Origin of the sequence: Thermosynechococcus sp. B3 (assembly GCF_030323045.1) — a bacterium.
GTDB lineage: Bacteria > Cyanobacteriota > Cyanobacteriia > Thermosynechococcales > Thermosynechococcaceae > Thermosynechococcus.
Window position 1 is genome coordinate 162,122 of the sequence record NZ_CP097584.1, and the last position, 15,213, is coordinate 177,334.

The following is a 15,213-nucleotide window of genomic DNA, read 5'->3' on the forward strand; positions in this document are numbered from 1 at the left end:
GACATCTAGAGTTCTGTTTAGATTCAGATTCAAGACGAGGGGGGTGCAGGGGGCGTTTGCCGCGCGTAGAAGCGGCCATTCTTCATTTCAATCAACCCTTGACACTTTTCACAACTAAAGCGCCACAGCTTACCGACCGGAACTTTCAGTGGGTGATGACAATGGGGACACTCGCCACTCCACACTTCCTCATCCCCAAGCATCCACATACTGCCCACGACCATCGGCAGACCGATGATGGTGCCTAGCCCCGTGGCACAAAAGCCCAGACCCATGACTATGCCGGCAAGACCTGCCACCTTTGATTGATGATCGCGGGGGACTTTTTCAATCGTTGGAATGGTGTAAATCTCGGATTCAGAGGGGGGTAGTGGGGGTTCTGTGGCGGTTTCAGGGGGAGGCGTCTCATCTGCCTTCACTTGCGGCACAGGCTCGACCTCTAACCAAGGATCCCGTAGGGGAGGATAGTTGGCGGCTTCTTGGTCTTGGGGAAGGGCAGAAGATTCTGAAGGGACTGGGGGTGCAGTGGGCAACATGTCTGAGACTGCCCAAGGATCCTCAACAACAGGGGCAGCGTCTGGGGCGATCGCCCCCTCAGGCGAGGATTCAGCTTCAGCAGTCATCTCAGGGGTTATCGCGGTGGGTGGGCGAACCTCAGCTTCTAGGGCGGCAATGTCCTCAGTCGTCGGTTCAGGGAAGTCGTATGCCTCAAGGGTCGGTTGGTCTAGGGCAGCTTCAGAGAATTCGGCTGCTGGTTCAGGGATCTCAGCAATACTGTCTTGGGCTTCTGGTGTTGCAATGCTCTCTTCTATGGACTCAGAAGCTTCTGGAGGTGGTTCAGCAGCGACCTCGAAGACTGGCAATTCTCCTGAAAACCCAGCAAGGGTGTCGGATTCAATACGCTCTTCTTGAAGGGGGGGCGACTCAAATGGAGATTCTCCACGGTCAGTATTGGGTTCTGGTGAGGGTGGGTTGGGGTCAAAGGCGGCAGCTAAATCTGCCAAACTAATGTCCTCATCAGGATCGATTTCTGGAATCTCATCTAGGAAACTCTCTTGCGGCTCACTGATGGGTTCTGCCCCTGTTCCATTCTCAGTGACTTGCTCTAGGGGAGGAGCTACATCCCCATATTCAGGTGTGCTCTCTACTGGAATCGGGTATTCCTTCTCTTCGGGCGATCGCGCCACAACATCCTGACTTTCAGATATGGCAGGTGCCTCGGAGGTCATAAAAGCAGACATTAAATCCAGCAGCGTGGGTTCAGGGGGGGATGGCTCAGTCGCTGCCGTTTCGGTGCCCCATGGATCCTCGACCACGTCTCGATGGGGTTGGGTGGGTGGCAGGACTTGGAGCTGAAAATGACTTTCCCAGAGGGGGACGCCCAACACCCGTGACTCAATGAAAACCCGTTGAATCGCTGGCAAGTGCAATTTTTCTAAGGCAGTGCGGATCAGGGTTACGGCTGCCCCTTGATTGAGCATTTTTTCTGAATGCAGCGTGATCATTAACTCCTCGGCCTGACGTACCACAGTGGCCTTTACCCGCTTTGGCAGGAGGACAGCATTCAGCAGCGTACCAATGGCACGGGGGTCGCCCTGCCGCGCAATATCGAGCAAACGGGAATCACTCATAAACCGATGAATGGAACGGGGTGCCGCTAGTTCTAGCCTACTGCAATTTCCAGAGAGGGGTGAGGGACTGGGGGCGATCGCTTGACTATCCTACGTATCAACGACCGAGCTAATCTACACCCTAAATTTAGAGCGGTTGAGAAGCTTGGAAAAAATCCCTTCGGCATCAAGGACATCCATACCATTTTCTGAAGCGGCGGCTATAGGATCCTTGATTTGTGCGTTACCCTTTCGGCGTAACTTACCCTTTCGGGGATTTCAGTGGGGCTATGCGGGGGATTAATAGCCCGAACTACCTTTAGTTTAGCTAAGGGATGGCCAGATGACAACTGCCTAAAGCGTGTAAATTGTTACAAACAATTACAAGCACCCACTAGACTGGGAAAAAGGATGTTCACAAGTTTCAGCAGGGCATGACAGCGGCAACACGTTCCACGGATTGGCAACTTTTGCAACGACTGATTCCTTACCTCAAGCCCTATCGCTGGGGACTGGTGGGAAGTGGCTTGCTCTTGATTCCCTTGGCGGCAGCAGCAGCATTACAACCGATCATCATTGGTCAGGCGATCGCCTTCCTCAAGGGGGAAGAGAGTACCTATAGCTTTTTGAAACCTTTGACCCTGACCCAAGGGATTGATCTACTGAGCATTGCACTGCTGATTACCGTGGTGCTGCGTTTTGGGGTGCAGGCGGTGCAGGGGTACTGGATTCAAAAAATTGGCCAAAACATTACTGCCGATATTCGCCATGACTTATTTGACCACGTGCTCCGGTTATCGTCGCGCTTTTTTGACCGCACCCCCGTCGGTAAGCTCATTACCCGCTTGACCAGTGATGTGGATGCTCTGGGGGATGTGTTTGCCACTGGCGCCGTCGGGGTTCTCAGCGATGTCTTCTCAATGCTGGTGGTCGTCCTGACGATGTTTTTCATTGACCGCCTCCTAGCAACGCTGCTGCTGGCCTTGGTACTGCCCATCACCGCCCTGATTATCTATTTTCAACATCGCTACCGCGTGGCCAACTACAAATCCCGCGAGGAGCTGTCGCTACTGAATGCCGATCTTCAGGAAAACATCGTTGGCATTACCGTGGTGCAACTGTTTCGCCGTGAGGCCTTTAATAGCCAACTGTTTCGGCGGCGCAATCAACGCTACATCAAAGAGGTGGATCGGACGATTTTCTACGATTCGGCAGTATCAGCAACGTTGGAGTGGATTGCCTTTGTGGCGATCGCGGGGGTTCTCTGGCTGGGCGGTGCCTTGGTGGAGCAGCGCACGATTGACTTTGGCACTTTGGCCACGTTTATTCTCTTTTCCCAGCGCGTTTTTGATCCGTTGCGGCAGTTGGCGGAGAAATTTACCACGGTGCAAGCGGGCTTAACGGCCATTGAGCGCATCCATGATCTGCTCTTAGAACCGATTGAAATTCAGGATCCCGATCGCACCTTTTTGCGTTTGCCCAAGCCAGAAAATACAGCCGCTGCCGTTGAGTTTCGCGATGTCTGGCTGGCCTACAAAGACGATGACTATGTCCTCAAGCAACTTTCCTTTCAGATCCATGCTGGCGAAAAGGTGGCGATTGTTGGCCCTACGGGTGCAGGCAAAAGTTCAATTATTCGCTTGCTCTGTCGCCTCTATGATCCAACGCGCGGTGAAGTCCTTGTTAGTGGTCGCAATGTTCGCGACTTTACCCAAGCAGAACTGCGGCAGCACATTGGCGTGATTTTGCAGGATAGCTTTCTCTTTTCCGGCGATGTCAAAAGCAACATTGCCCTTGGCGACAACTACACCCTTGCCGAAATTCAGCGGGTGGCCGCCGAAATGAACATTGCCGACTTCATTGAGCAGTTGCCCCAAGGCTATGACACTCCCCTGCGGCAGCGGGGCACGAATCTATCAGCGGGACAGCGACAACTTTTGGCCTTTGCGCGGGTGGCGATTCGCAATCCAGAAATCCTTATCCTTGATGAGGCAACCGCCAATTTGGATGTGGGCACGGAGGCAATGATTCAGGAGGCCTTGAACCGCCTGTTGGTGAATCGAACCGCCATTATTATTGCCCACCGCCTCGCCACGATTCGCCATGTGGATCGCATTTTTGTGCTCAAACGGGGACAACTAGTGGAGCAGGGCACCCACAGTGAACTCTTGGCTCGCAACGGGGTGTATGCCCATCTCTACCGATTGCAAGCACTCGCTGAAGAAGCAGCCCCTAAGCAGGATGCCTCGCCCCTTGCCTAATCCACAATAACAGCGGCAGCCCCAGCAGTTGCAGCACCACTGACACCAGTACCAACAACCCCAAGGAGCGATCGTAGAGCACTCCCATGAGCAAACTGCCGAGAAACCACGCTAAGCCATAACCAGTGCTGAAGATGCCATAGGCTGACCCCCGCCGCTCTGGGGGGACGAGGTTGGCGACGATCGCCCGCACAATGGATTCTTGGGCACCCATGCCAATGCCCCACAGCACCATGCCCCAAATCACCGCAGAACTGAGGAAGACCAAGGGAGCAAAGCCTACCGACAGCACAACCGCAAGGATCAAGGCCATGATGCCAATGCGATCCAGTAAGTACCCAAAGAGCAGGGCAGCCACGGCATCAACCCCCATCGCCAAGGCGTAGAGCAGCGGAATTTGACTCGTTTGCAGACTATCCCCCTGCTGTAAATGAAAGGCAATCAAGGGGAAATCCACATAACCGGCGCCCAGAAAGGCCATGGCCAATAGATAAATCCAAAACAGTGTTGGTAGTCTTTTGGTATCCAGATCCTGCACCACCGTTTCAAAGTCCCGTGGCTCTGGGTACCGCCACTGCGTCACCAATAAAACGACCAGCCCCATCAGGGCAGGGATGGCGAGGACGGCAAAACTCCATTGATAGTGCCGGGTGAGGGCAAAGACGCCGGCCACCATCAGCGGCCCAACAACGGCACCAATTTGATCCATCGCCTCATGGAGACCAAAGCCAAAGCCGCGACCCACTTGACGAGCACCGTAGGAAAGCAACACATCGCGGGGGGGTGTACGAATCGCTTTACCGGTGCGCTCAGCAATCATCAATCCCGCTAGGACTTCCCAACGATGGGCCAAGGCCATGAGGGGCACAGCCAAGGTATTGATGGCATAACCAAGGGTGGTAATGCGCCAATAGGCACGGGTGCGATCGCTGAGATAGCCAATCCCAAGGCGTAGACCATAGCCGATGAATTCCCCCAAACCCGCTACGAGGCCGACAACGGTACCACTGGCACCCAATACTCCTAAATAGACCCCCGTAAGGCTGCGGGCGCCTTCATAGGTGGCATCGGCACAGAGGGAAACCACCCCTAGGAGCACGACAAACCTGAGGGCGGAGCCTTTCTGGCAAACCATGACTCAACTCCTGTATTTAGGAATGTCCACAGTATATTGAGTGGAGAATCGTTAAGGGCGATCGCGATGGTGGGTGCACTCAGCGCAGCTAGTCCCTTAGTCATTTGGACAAGTCTGGGGTTCATCTGTGGCCGTTGGTTGCCAGCAGTGATTCCCCAATGGTTGGGGCGCAGCCTCTATTGGGTCGGAGTGCCCATTCAAATTTTTGCTTTGGTGCGGCAAACCAACTTCGCGGGGTTAATTTGGTTGGCACCGCTGCTGGCCTTTGTGGCGCTCATTGTCGGCTATACCCTTGCCCAAGGACTTTACTATTGGCAGCAACGCTACTTTCAACCCCAGTGGCTGCAATACACCCCCCCCTTCCTGACAAGTACAGTTCCCGAAGGAGAAAGTCGCCGCTTTCAGGGGAGCTATCTGATTGCCAGCATTCTCGGCAATACGGGCTTTGTCGGTTTGGGGGTCACGATTCCTCTCCTGAGTGCCACGGCATTGCCCTGGGCGGCCTTCTATGCCATTACCCAAAATGCCCTCGGCACCTATGGATTGGGTTCATTTCTCGGTCAGTACTACGGTAAGGGCAATGATCAACCTTGGTGGCGCGCCCTCGGGGTGATTCCAACGGTACCGACACTTTGGGCCTCCATGGCCGGCTTTGCTACCCATGATCTTTCCTTGCCAGATGCAATCGAAAGGTTGTGTGAGATAGATATTCACTTGGTGATTCCCTTTGCCTTTGTTCTCACTGGAATTCGTTTGAGTCGGCTCCCCGGCTGGCAAAGTTTTCGTATGGGGTTGCTGCCTATGTTAGTGAAGACGTTGTTGCTGCCATTGACGATGATGGCGATCGCCTATGGTTTGGGCTTGCGGGGCGATACGTTGCTGGCGATCGCGATTATGACTGGTACGCCCACCGCCTTTGCCGCGCTAATTTTGGCAGAGGAATACGAACTCAATACCGAACTGCCACCGGCGGTGATTGCCCTGAGTACCCTGAGCTTTGTGGTGGTGTTACCGCTGTGGGTGTTCCTGTGCCGCCAAGTTTTAACATAACGCTAACGACTGCTCTCCTTTTCCAAGAACAGTGGCACACTGAAAATACCTGATCCATTGCTAGCCCTTTCACGAGTCTCCCTATGACGAATCCCCAAAGTCCTCCGCCGCCACCGCCGCGTGTTCCCAATTCACCCCCGATGCCGCCGCCCCGGCCGCCAATGGGTGGGGGTGTTCCACCGCTGCCTCCCCAACCGGGAATGGCGCCTCCCCGTCCTGCTGCCCCCCCACCGCCTCCCCAAGGGATGCCCCCACAGCCCGGCATGCCGCCTCGACCCATGCCACCACAACCGGGGATGCCGCCACGACCAATGCCGCCGCAGCCGGGAATGCCCCAACAGGGGGTACCGACCCAACCGATGCCGACACCAGCCGCGCGGATCTCTGGCCCGACAATGGAACAACTGGTGCGGGAGGCTTTTGAGCACGGCTATTCTGATATTCATGTTGGAGTGGGAGAAGCGCCCCGTTTTCGCGATCGCGGACGTTTAGAAATTACCAACTATCCCGTTACTGATGAGGAAACCTTTAACTACTGGCTGAATGAACTGCTGACCCCCCAACAAATTGAGCAGTTTCGCACCCACCTTGAATACGATGGTGCCTATCAGTACGAGGGTCTGTGCCGTGTGCGGATCAACATCTTTGTCGCCCTCAAAGGCCCCGCCATGGTGCTGCGCTTGATTCCGGTGAAGATTCTGACCCTAGAGCAGTTGAATTTGCCGCCGGTCTTCAAGGATCTCTGCCACTACCACAAGGGTCTGATTCTGGTGACAGGGCCAACGGGTTCCGGGAAATCCACCACCCTTGCGGCAATGGTGGACTATATCAATACCGAAATGCCGAAGCACATTATCTCCATTGAAGACCCGATTGAGTTTGTGCACCAAAGTCGCCGTGCCCTGATCCGCCAGCGGGAGGTGGGTATCCATACACTGAAGTTTGACAATGCTCTGAAGGCGTCATTGCGGGAAGACCCCGATATTATTCTGATTGGGGAGATGCGCGATCGCGAGACAGTGAATACAGCCCTAAAAGCAGCGCAAACGGGTCACTTGGTCTTTGGTACATTGCACACCAACAGTGCCGTGAAAACGATTGAGCGGATCCTCAACCTTTACAACCCCGATGAACAGGGACCGATGCGGATGCAGGTGGCGGAGTCGCTGGTGGCGGTCATTGCCCAAGCCCTTGTGCGCACGACGGATGGTAAGCGGGCGGCAATTCACGAGATCATGATCAACACCGATGCCATCAAGGACTACATTTTGCGGGGTGAAGTGGAGGAAATTGAGGCAATTATTCCGCAGTGTACCTACGACGGTATGTGCACGATGAACCAGTGCCTCTACGAACTCTATGAGGCGGGGCGCATTGACGAGGAAACCGCCATCGAAAACTCCCCCAAACCCAACGAAATGGCGCAAATTCTACGGGGTCGTGTCTAGGGCAATGGTTGGCCTCAAGCCTGTCTTATACAAGGGGTTGGCCCTCTTTACACCGGGGGAGGATGTGGTCTTTTGCCGTGACCCATCAAAACAGGGGCATTGGCATCAGTCGCTTTGTCAAGCCCTGCAACAACTGTTGGATTTGGAGGAGCCGCCCCTTTTCCTATCCCCCTGCTACACAGCGGCGGTAGATTACTGGTTTGATGAGGAGCAGCAATGCCTGCGAGTGGCGGCGGAGGTCTATCCCTTGGCATGGCCCCATCGTCCCCTATTGAATGCCCTCTTTGCCCCTGCTCATCAGCCCACATTGCCGTGGCAGTTGGTACAGGATCCGCAGCATCCCTGCGATGTCCAAGCCCTAGAGGCCTACCGCAGCAGCTTTCCCCAACTGTGGGAGCCTCACCAACTGATCTATGATTTGCAGGAAGCCACCCCCCTGAGCAGTTTTGCACCGCGTCCTTCGGAACCCGATCGCTATGTCTTTCGCCTCTATGTGCGTGGAGAAACCCATGCCACGGAAGTTGCCCTCAAAAACCTCCATGACTTGCTGAGTCGCTCCCTCAAGGTGCCCTATACGCTCAAAGTGGTGGATGTCACCAAGCAACCCGATCTGGCGGAGGAGGATCAAGTGCAGGCCACGCCAACATTGGTGCGGGTCTATCCCCAGCCGGTGCGCCGCCTTGTGGGACACTTGGATAATCGCGATCGCCTGCAACGTTTGTTAAGCCCTTAGACCGATGACAAATTCTGCTAAAGATCTGCTCGCGGCTGCTGCTGTGGAGCGAATGGCGGGAACTCGTGATGCCTATGTGCCCTATCTGCGCCAAGTCTTTGCCGATGTGGTGGGGGCGGATGACGCGGTCAGTGAAACCTGTGGTGGCTTAGGAGCAGCCCAAGAGCGTTTGGCCAAGATACAGCCTCTACGGTATGGCAAGAGTCGCAACTTTTTGGCGGGGGCAGTAACGGGGCTTTCGGCCTATTTGCGCCATGGGGTGATTAGTTTGGCAACTGTGCGCGATCGCCTGCGGGAAGTGGTAGCTCATCCCCATCAAGCGGAAGCCTTACTCCAACAACTGGCGTGGCGAGACTATTGGCAGCGCCTCTATGCCCGCTGGGGCGATCGTCTGTGGCAGGACATCGAACCCTATAAAACGGGTTGGCAAGCAGCCGATTATCAAACCGACTTACCTCCTGCACTCATCGCAGCGGAAACGGGACTGGCCTGTATGGATGCCTTTAGTGACGACCTACAGCGAATGGGCTACTTGCATAACCATGCGCGGTTATGGTTGGCGGCCTATGTGGTGCATTGGTGTCGGGTGCGCTGGCAGGCGGGAGCCACTTGGTTTTTGCAGCATCTCCTCGATGGCGATCCGGCAAGTAATAACCTCTCGTGGCAGTGGGTGGCCAGTACCTTTAGCCACAAGCCCTACTTTTTTAACCGCCAAAACCTCGAGCGCTATAGCGATGGCAAATACTGTCGCCAGTGTGCGATGGGCGATCGCTGTCCCTTTGATGCCACCTACGAGGAATTGGCAGCCCGCCTTTTCCCCCACAAGGAATAGGGTTATTGGGGAGTGGGCTTCACGGTTTTGCGCAGAATCAAACAGTTACCCGTATTGCCCACGCGCTGATAGTCCAATTCATCCATGATGGTTGCCAAGAGGCGTAGGCCGCGTCCCCCTTCGGCATCGAGGGCAATTTGGCTGGGGAGTGTTGCCAGTTTGGCCATCAAATCAAAGGGATCCCCTTGATCCCAAATCCGCAATTCAATCACAGTGTCTGCAAGGGAGAGATCAATGCGAATGGGGGTATCGCTGGCGCGATCGCGATGGGCATGGCGCACAGCATTGGTAAACCCCTCGGCAAGGGCGAGTTCCAATTTCAACCACTCTTCGATGGGCAGCGTCGTGGGGCGATATTGATTGAACCATGCCAAGAGAGCCTCCAGTTGGGTCAGGTCACTGGTCAGGGTTAGGGAAACCGTGGTGAAGGGAGGCGTCATAGGCTGAGTTGTCCTTGCTGGGGTGGAATCAGTTGCAGAGCCTTAGGATCGGATACCAAGAGGTCAAAAACAGCTCCGCAGCTCGCCCTGCCCACTGAATGTAAAGGATGCAAATGGAACCATGACGAATAGACGTTTCGCCGCTGGAGGGCTGCTGAGATGGGCTGCAGGAGAAAGAGGGTTCAATGGCGCAACGCAGATGGGACATGAAGCAGCCAAATGCAGGAGGACTGATTACATTTTCCTCGTTTTGTTGCCCAATAGGGTGCACCAGAGCGATCGCCAGTTGGGAGACTGGCACAACCCTTGGGGAAAGAACCGTGTGCCGAGGATAATCAGCAACCCATAGAGCATCAGACGCCCATCGCGGAAAAAAGTGGCCACTGCCACTGGCAAATAGGGTTGATCGGCGAGTCCCCGCAGGAGTTCGGGCAGAGCCGTAAAGAGCATACCGCCAGCGATCGCCCCCACAAACGTCCGATTGCCCCCCACCAGCACTGCTGTCAGTGCCAACACCCCCGTATCAAACGTGCCCTGCCGCGGATTCCAAGTATTCAAAAGATGGGCCGCCAAAACTCCCGCCACCCCCGCTAGAATCGCCCCCAAGACAAACCCCAAAACCTTGTAGCGAGTGGTATCAATACCGAGGGTCTGTGCCACCAATTCATCGGCACGAATGGCCTGCATCGCCTTGCCCGCACGGGTTTGTTCCAAGCGACCGATGGCGATCGCCACCATGATCAGCAAGGGCAGCGTCAGCCACAAATAGCCCAAGGGTGTACTAAAGGGTTGGGGAATGCCAAAGATGCCGATCGCCCCCCCAGTCACCTCCAGATTGAGTGCCAACACCCGCAGCACCTCAGAGAAAGCAATCGTCGCAATGGCAAAATAAATGCCCCGCAACCGCAGCACCGGCACCCCCAAGCCCCAGCCCACCAGACCACAGACAATAGCCGCCAACACCATTTCCCCCAGCACCAAAGGCACCGGATAGGGGTTCAGTCCTGCAAAAACACGGGTGGAGAGCAGTGCAGCAATATAGCCACCCATGGCATAAAAGGCTGGACTGGCAAGGGAGAGTTGACCACTCATCAGAGGCAAATAGAGCGACAAGGCCAACATTGCCCCCAAGGTCATTGAAACAATCAAGAAATCGTAGGTGCCAAGCCAACCCGCCATAGCTAGCGCTAGAGATCCACCGTACAGGCCGGCACGCTTCCCTCCACAAGCTGCTGCAACTCGGTAATCATCGCCGCTTCGAGGGTCTTATCCCCCAAGCGAATCGTCAGACGCGACAGCCGCAGGGAGGCCGTAATCCGACCGCTAGGAAGATCTAACCACACCAACTGTTGAAACTGGCGACAGCGACCGCCATAGCGTTGGGCAAGGGTGGCGAGTTCCTCGCTGGTGGGCGATCGCCCCAGATCCATATCAACCACCCATGTGCCCCCACATTCCCGCCGTTTAGAGAGTTGAATTGGCATTCTCAGAACTTAACTTATAGGCGTTGAGCATAAAATTCACACCAAGGATCGCCCTTTTCCCGCGCCTTCACCTCTGCCCCTTGAAACACACCGCCCCGTTGAAAGAGACGATTGTAAAACGCCTCATCTAAGACAGGCTTCTGTTGAATGCGCCCGTTATAGACAATGTTCATCATTGCCGGTACCGCCCCTTGGGCAAAATAGCAGGCCGGTTGGGCAGCATGGGGATAAGAGGCTAAGAAGTAGTTGGTTTCGTAGTTGCCATCAATGGCCACCCGACAGGATTCATTCCTGACCACCTCTAGGGCTTGCCAACGCCCCCACCCCAAACTACTGGCAACGGCATAGCCCCCGTGAATCCAATCGGTATCGGTTTTCAACATCGGGCCAACGACCGTTTCCCACTCCAAGGATTCCATGATATTGCCAAAGGTATAAAAGACACAAACATGGCCCGATTCACGAATCAACGCCTGTCCCACCTCTAAAAGCTGTGGATCCACCTTTTGCAGCTCATCAAGGAAACGGTACTGAATGCGGTTGTAGTAGTTGGCAGGCATCCGCGTCAGCAGCACATTAAAGGCACGAATTTGACCATTCGCATCCCCTTCCAGGGGCAGTCCCCACAGAGCTTCGTTCACCGCATCGTAGTCCACACTGGTTTCTGCTTTTGGCAACGGGACGGGTTGATCAATGAGCTTGCCCATTTGCGGACTCGGTGTTAGGGAGCGGCGCACCGGTGCTTTGGTCACATGGATCATGCAGTGATCCTGCCGCGTCACCGCCATACAACTGGTTTCTTCAGCCACATAGGTACCCAACGCCGCAAAGGTGGCATCTAGGGCTGCCGCCACATAACCCACCGCCAAGTGATCAATGGGTTTCGTGCGGCTCACCTGCTCACCGTATTTTCCAAGCCAGCCCTCTGCATAGTGGGAGTGGGTTAATTCCACCTCACCCCCCTCTTCTGTCACCTCAAAGTTGAGGCGGCCAAAGCCCAAGAAGCTAAAAATTTGGGCGGCGGTGGCAAGGCGTTCCGCTGGCGTTTGCACTCCCAACGTATTAAAGGCATTGGCGAGCAAGCTATAGAAAATCTCTTGGGCTGAGGTCTGTAGGATAGTGACGCCATCAATCCAGTCGGGGTCTTCAATGGTTTGCTGGAGAAATAGGTTGTAGTGGTGGCAGTGAAAAATTACCGGCTCGTTAAAAAAAGCCACCAGCTTGCGGGGGCGATCGATACGGAGATGCTCAAACATGGGTACAAATCTTTTCTTAAGTTTCTAATTAGGGGCAGTTCAACAACACTAGGGAAGCGCAACGGGGAGACGTTCCACGCCCAAAATATCGGCCACACCCTTATAGAGAATCCGCACTTCCCGCTCATCCAATTGGCCTTGTTCCAGCCGCTCGCGGTGCAAGCCCGTTTTCAACGAGAGCCGCAGCGTCACAAAGTTGGGATCCGGGGCATAGCGACGGGCATAACTAAGCAGCAGTTGAGCGACGGAGGTCGTGTTATCCTGCACGGGGGGCAGCAGTGGCTTGCCATCCGCCAAGATCGCCTTAATGCGCTCAAAGACCAGCTTCAGGTTCGTGCTACCCTTGGTCAGAAACAGGACAAAGTAGGGAGTTTTGCTGAAGGCTTTGATGACCAGTCGTACCTCTGCCGAACCCGCTAGCAGATAGTCTGCCTCCGAGGCCGGATCCACCACTTGGCACACGCGATTGTTGGCTCGCAGCAGATCGCTGGCATAGGCACCCAAAGAACTCAAGGACTCATTTTCAAGGCTGTTGCCACTGTAGTTAATTTCGGCAATGGTTGCTCCATCCGTCATGCGGCCAATCAACACGGCCAAAACGCCCGGCACCCCAGCAATGTGTTGTTCTAAAACACTCTTGAGTGTACGCACCAGCATTGCGAGTTTCCTAATCAAGATTAAGCTTTGACTAACTCTACTTTATAGAGGGAATCAATTGTTGCGCATCCGTAGAATTTCTGATATTCTAGATTTTTATTAAAAATTAACAATTGTATCCGCAAATACTTTATTACACTATTTTGCAGCGGGTCTGCAGCGGAGCCCTTGCCTATGGCGCCGATCACAGAACTGCCCATCCCTGAATTTTTTGATGCCACTAAGGTTGCTCAAGTGTGGCGCGTTCCCTACCAAGAGCGGGCAGCGCAGGCGCGGCAATGGGCACAGCGGTATCAAATTCCCCCTGCCGCTGAGGATCAGCAGCGTACGATCCTTTTGCTCATTGATGTCCAAAACACGTTTTGCTTACCCGACTTTGAGCTATTTGTCCACGGTGCCGTTGCGGATAATCAACGCCTCTGCCGCTTTATCTATACCCACCTTACTCACATTAGCGAGATTATCGTTACCCTCGATACCCATACCGCCAGTCAAATTTTTCATCCCCTCTTTTGGAGAGATGCTACCGGGGAACCGCCGCCACCCCTAACCACGATTACCGTTGACGATGTTGAGCGCGGGCGCTGGCAACCCAATCCCCATTTGCTGACCTCCCTCGGCATGACTGATCAAGAAAGTTTGCAGGCCTATGCCCGGCACTATGTTGCCCAGTTAGCCGCCAAAGGCAAATTTCCGTTGACGATTTGGCCTTACCACTCGATGCTGGGGGGAATTGGTCATGCACTGGTGTCTGCTGTGGAGGAGGCCTGTTTCTTTCACACCGTGGCGCGACAGCAGCAAACCCGCATCGAACTCAAGGGGAGCCATCCCCTGACCGAAAATTATTCGGTGCTGCGGCCAGAGGTGAGCCATGACCCCCAAGGGCGTCCCTTAGTGGCGGTGAATCGGGCTTTGATTGAGCATCTGCTGGCGGGCGATCGCCTGATCATTGCCGGTCAAGCCAAAAGTCACTGTGTTGCTTGGACGGTGGCTGACCTGCTCAGTGAAATTCAGCAGCGCGATCCCCAACTCGCCCAGCGGGTCTATCTCCTTGAGGATTGTATGTCCCCTGTGGTGGTGCCGGGGGTCGTGGACTTTAGTGAAACTGCCAATGCAACCTTTGCCGAGTTTGCTGCTGCCGGCATGCACCGGATCACCACTAGCAGTGCTCCTTGGAATCTTTAGTTGATCTAAAGACTTACCACTTCTGAAAAGAGACAGTTTAGGATCGGGGCTAGACGCATCCTCACTAGGGAGGGGCAATGACTGACTACGCAGCCCATGAACAGGCTCTCGATCGCGATTGTTTGACCCTATCTCGGCACGTTCTCCAGCAACTCCAAAGCTTTGACGCCGCTGCCCAAGACCTCAGTGCCCTAATGAATCGCATTGCCCTTGCTGGCAAGCTCATTGCCCGCCGTTTGAGTCGAGCGGGTCTCATGGAGGGGGTGTTGGGCTTTACGGGGGCAGTGAACATCCAAGGGGAAGACGTCAAAAAAATGGATGTCTATGCCAATGAAGTCTTTATTGCGGCCTTCAAGCAAAGTGGCCTAGTGTGTCGCCTCGCCTCCGAGGAAATGGAGAAGCCCTACTACATTCCAGAAAATTGCCCCATTGGTCGCTATACCCTCCTCTACGACCCCCTCGATGGTTCCTCCAATGTGGACATTAACCTGAACGTGGGATCAATTTTTGCGATTCGCCAGCAGGAGGGCACTGATCTAGACGGCACCGCTGCTGATCTTCTACAAGATGGCCACAAGCAAATTGCCGCTGGCTACATTCTCTATGGCCCTAGTACGATGCTGGTCTATTCCCTGGGCAGGGGCACCCATGTTTTTGTCCTTGACCCTAGCCTCGGAGAATTTATTCTGGCGATCGAGAACCTGCAAATTCCCGCTAGTGGCCCGATCTACAGTGTCAACGAAGGCAACTTCTGGGCATGGGAAGAATCCATTCGTAACTATGTCCGCCATGTCCATCGCCAGCCCGGCTACAGTGCCCGCTACAGTGGTGCCCTTGTCGGCGATATTCACCGCATCCTCATGCAGGGGGGGGTCTTTCTCTATCCGGGCACCCAAAAAAATCCGGCGGGTAAGTTGCGTCTACTCTACGAAGCGGCACCGATCGCCTTCCTCGTGGAACAGGCCGGTGGCAAAGCCAGTACCGGCACCCAACCCCTCCTCGATGTCGTGCCTGATCATCTGCACATGCGCACACCGCTGATCATTGGCAGTCCTGAGAATGTTGCTCTCGTTGAATCCTTCATCCGGCAAGCCCCTGCCAATCCAACCGTGACTTAGGTGT

The 15,213-nt window shown here is 54.8% G+C and carries 14 protein-coding genes; 7 read left to right on the forward strand and 7 right to left on the reverse strand.

Annotated features, from left to right (window positions below):
• Nucleotides 1-29: 29 nt before the first annotated feature.
• Complete coding sequence (locus tag M0646_RS00820) at nucleotides 30-1,631, reverse strand: hypothetical protein (RefSeq protein ID WP_286626173.1); 1,602 nt, start codon at nucleotides 1,629-1,631, stop codon at nucleotides 30-32.
• Nucleotides 1,632-2,044: 413 nt separating this feature from the next.
• Between M0646_RS00820 and M0646_RS00825 the strand changes: the two genes are divergently transcribed.
• Entirely contained in the window at nucleotides 2,045-3,871 is a 1,827-nt protein-coding gene (locus M0646_RS00825; protein ID WP_286626175.1) for an ABC transporter ATP-binding protein, read from the forward strand.
• Here M0646_RS00825 and M0646_RS00830 read toward each other — a convergent pair.
• Nucleotides 3,843-5,006: an MFS transporter gene (locus M0646_RS00830; RefSeq protein ID WP_286626176.1), complete on the reverse strand. Its 1,164-nt coding sequence runs from the start codon at nucleotides 5,004-5,006 to the stop codon at nucleotides 3,843-3,845. The two genes, M0646_RS00825 and M0646_RS00830, sit on opposite strands and share 29 nt — an antisense overlap.
• A gap of 66 nt (nucleotides 5,007-5,072) precedes the next feature.
• On the opposite strand from M0646_RS00830, the gene M0646_RS00835 reads away from it, so the two are divergent.
• From M0646_RS00835 to M0646_RS00850, 4 genes are all read left to right on the forward strand, one after another.
• Nucleotides 5,073-6,056 (forward strand): AEC family transporter, encoded by a 984-nt coding sequence (locus M0646_RS00835; protein WP_286626178.1) that lies wholly within the window; start codon nucleotides 5,073-5,075, stop codon nucleotides 6,054-6,056.
• 83 nt (nucleotides 6,057-6,139) lie between these two features.
• Nucleotides 6,140-7,504, forward strand: a complete 1,365-nt coding sequence (locus M0646_RS00840) for a type IV pilus twitching motility protein PilT (protein ID WP_149817266.1) — start codon at nucleotides 6,140-6,142, stop codon at nucleotides 7,502-7,504.
• Between the two features lie 4 nt (nucleotides 7,505-7,508).
• Nucleotides 7,509-8,237: a circadian clock KaiB family protein gene (locus M0646_RS00845; protein ID WP_190278139.1), complete on the forward strand. Its 729-nt coding sequence runs from the start codon at nucleotides 7,509-7,511 to the stop codon at nucleotides 8,235-8,237.
• Between the two features lie 4 nt (nucleotides 8,238-8,241).
• A complete protein-coding gene (locus tag M0646_RS00850) occupies nucleotides 8,242-9,069 on the forward strand; it encodes an FAD-binding domain-containing protein (protein ID WP_286626181.1) in 828 nt (275 codons plus the stop codon).
• A 2-nt stretch (nucleotides 9,070-9,071) separates the two neighbouring features.
• On the opposite strand, the gene M0646_RS00855 is transcribed toward M0646_RS00850, so the two are convergent.
• From M0646_RS00855 to M0646_RS00875, 5 genes are all read right to left on the reverse strand, one after another.
• Nucleotides 9,072-9,509, reverse strand: a complete 438-nt coding sequence (locus M0646_RS00855) for an ATP-binding protein (RefSeq protein ID WP_149817272.1) — start codon at nucleotides 9,507-9,509, stop codon at nucleotides 9,072-9,074.
• 234 nt (nucleotides 9,510-9,743) lie between these two features.
• Complete coding sequence (locus M0646_RS00860; protein ID WP_286626182.1) at nucleotides 9,744-10,688, reverse strand: branched-chain amino acid ABC transporter permease; 945 nt, start codon at nucleotides 10,686-10,688, stop codon at nucleotides 9,744-9,746.
• An 8-nt stretch (nucleotides 10,689-10,696) separates the two neighbouring features.
• Entirely contained in the window at nucleotides 10,697-10,993 is a 297-nt protein-coding gene (locus M0646_RS00865) for a hypothetical protein (RefSeq protein WP_286626183.1), read from the reverse strand.
• Nucleotides 10,994-11,007: 14 nt separating this feature from the next.
• The gene (locus M0646_RS00870; protein WP_286626184.1) at nucleotides 11,008-12,249 is read right to left on the reverse strand and encodes a hypothetical protein; all 1,242 of its coding nucleotides are present in this window, start codon (nucleotides 12,247-12,249) and stop codon (nucleotides 11,008-11,010) included.
• Between the two features lie 48 nt (nucleotides 12,250-12,297).
• Nucleotides 12,298-12,906, reverse strand: a complete 609-nt coding sequence (locus tag M0646_RS00875) for a hypothetical protein (protein WP_149817280.1) — start codon at nucleotides 12,904-12,906, stop codon at nucleotides 12,298-12,300.
• A gap of 174 nt (nucleotides 12,907-13,080) precedes the next feature.
• On the opposite strand from M0646_RS00875, the gene M0646_RS00880 reads away from it, so the two are divergent.
• Together M0646_RS00880 and fbp are read left to right on the forward strand one after the other, a co-directional pair.
• Nucleotides 13,081-14,091 (forward strand): isochorismatase, encoded by a 1,011-nt coding sequence (locus M0646_RS00880; protein ID WP_286626185.1) that lies wholly within the window; start codon nucleotides 13,081-13,083, stop codon nucleotides 14,089-14,091.
• A 77-nt stretch (nucleotides 14,092-14,168) separates the two neighbouring features.
• Nucleotides 14,169-15,209 carry a class 1 fructose-bisphosphatase gene (fbp, locus tag M0646_RS00885; protein ID WP_149817284.1) on the forward strand — a complete coding sequence of 347 codons (1,041 nt, stop codon included), beginning with the start codon at nucleotides 14,169-14,171 and terminating at the stop codon, nucleotides 15,207-15,209.
• Nucleotides 15,210-15,213: the final 4 nt, after the last annotated feature.

Excerpts from the sequence above, each read along its gene's own strand:
- M0646_RS00845 (WP_190278139.1), top strand. The coding sequence starts at position 7,509 with ATGGTTGGCCTCAAGCCTGTCTTATACAAGGGGTTGGCCCTCTTTACA.
- M0646_RS00830 (WP_286626176.1), bottom strand. The coding sequence starts at position 5,006 with ATGGTTTGCCAGAAAGGCTCCGCCCTCAGGTTTGTCGTGCTCCTAGGG.
- M0646_RS00865 (WP_286626183.1), bottom strand. The coding sequence starts at position 10,993 with ATGCCAATTCAACTCTCTAAACGGCGGGAATGTGGGGGCACATGGGTG.
- M0646_RS00860 (WP_286626182.1), bottom strand. The coding sequence starts at position 10,688 with ATGGCGGGTTGGCTTGGCACCTACGATTTCTTGATTGTTTCAATGACC.
- M0646_RS00875 (WP_149817280.1), bottom strand. The coding sequence starts at position 12,906 with ATGCTGGTGCGTACACTCAAGAGTGTTTTAGAACAACACATTGCTGGG.
- M0646_RS00880 (WP_286626185.1), top strand. The coding sequence starts at position 13,081 with ATGGCGCCGATCACAGAACTGCCCATCCCTGAATTTTTTGATGCCACT.
- M0646_RS00855 (WP_149817272.1), bottom strand. The coding sequence starts at position 9,509 with ATGACGCCTCCCTTCACCACGGTTTCCCTAACCCTGACCAGTGACCTG.
- M0646_RS00870 (WP_286626184.1), bottom strand. The coding sequence starts at position 12,249 with ATGTTTGAGCATCTCCGTATCGATCGCCCCCGCAAGCTGGTGGCTTTT.
- fbp (WP_149817284.1), top strand. The coding sequence starts at position 14,169 with ATGACTGACTACGCAGCCCATGAACAGGCTCTCGATCGCGATTGTTTG.
- M0646_RS00820 (WP_286626173.1), bottom strand. The coding sequence starts at position 1,631 with ATGAGTGATTCCCGTTTGCTCGATATTGCGCGGCAGGGCGACCCCCGT.
- M0646_RS00850 (WP_286626181.1), top strand. The coding sequence starts at position 8,242 with ATGACAAATTCTGCTAAAGATCTGCTCGCGGCTGCTGCTGTGGAGCGA.
- M0646_RS00825 (WP_286626175.1), top strand. The coding sequence starts at position 2,045 with ATGACAGCGGCAACACGTTCCACGGATTGGCAACTTTTGCAACGACTG.
- M0646_RS00840 (WP_149817266.1), top strand. The coding sequence starts at position 6,140 with ATGACGAATCCCCAAAGTCCTCCGCCGCCACCGCCGCGTGTTCCCAAT.
- M0646_RS00835 (WP_286626178.1), top strand. The coding sequence starts at position 5,073 with ATGGTGGGTGCACTCAGCGCAGCTAGTCCCTTAGTCATTTGGACAAGT.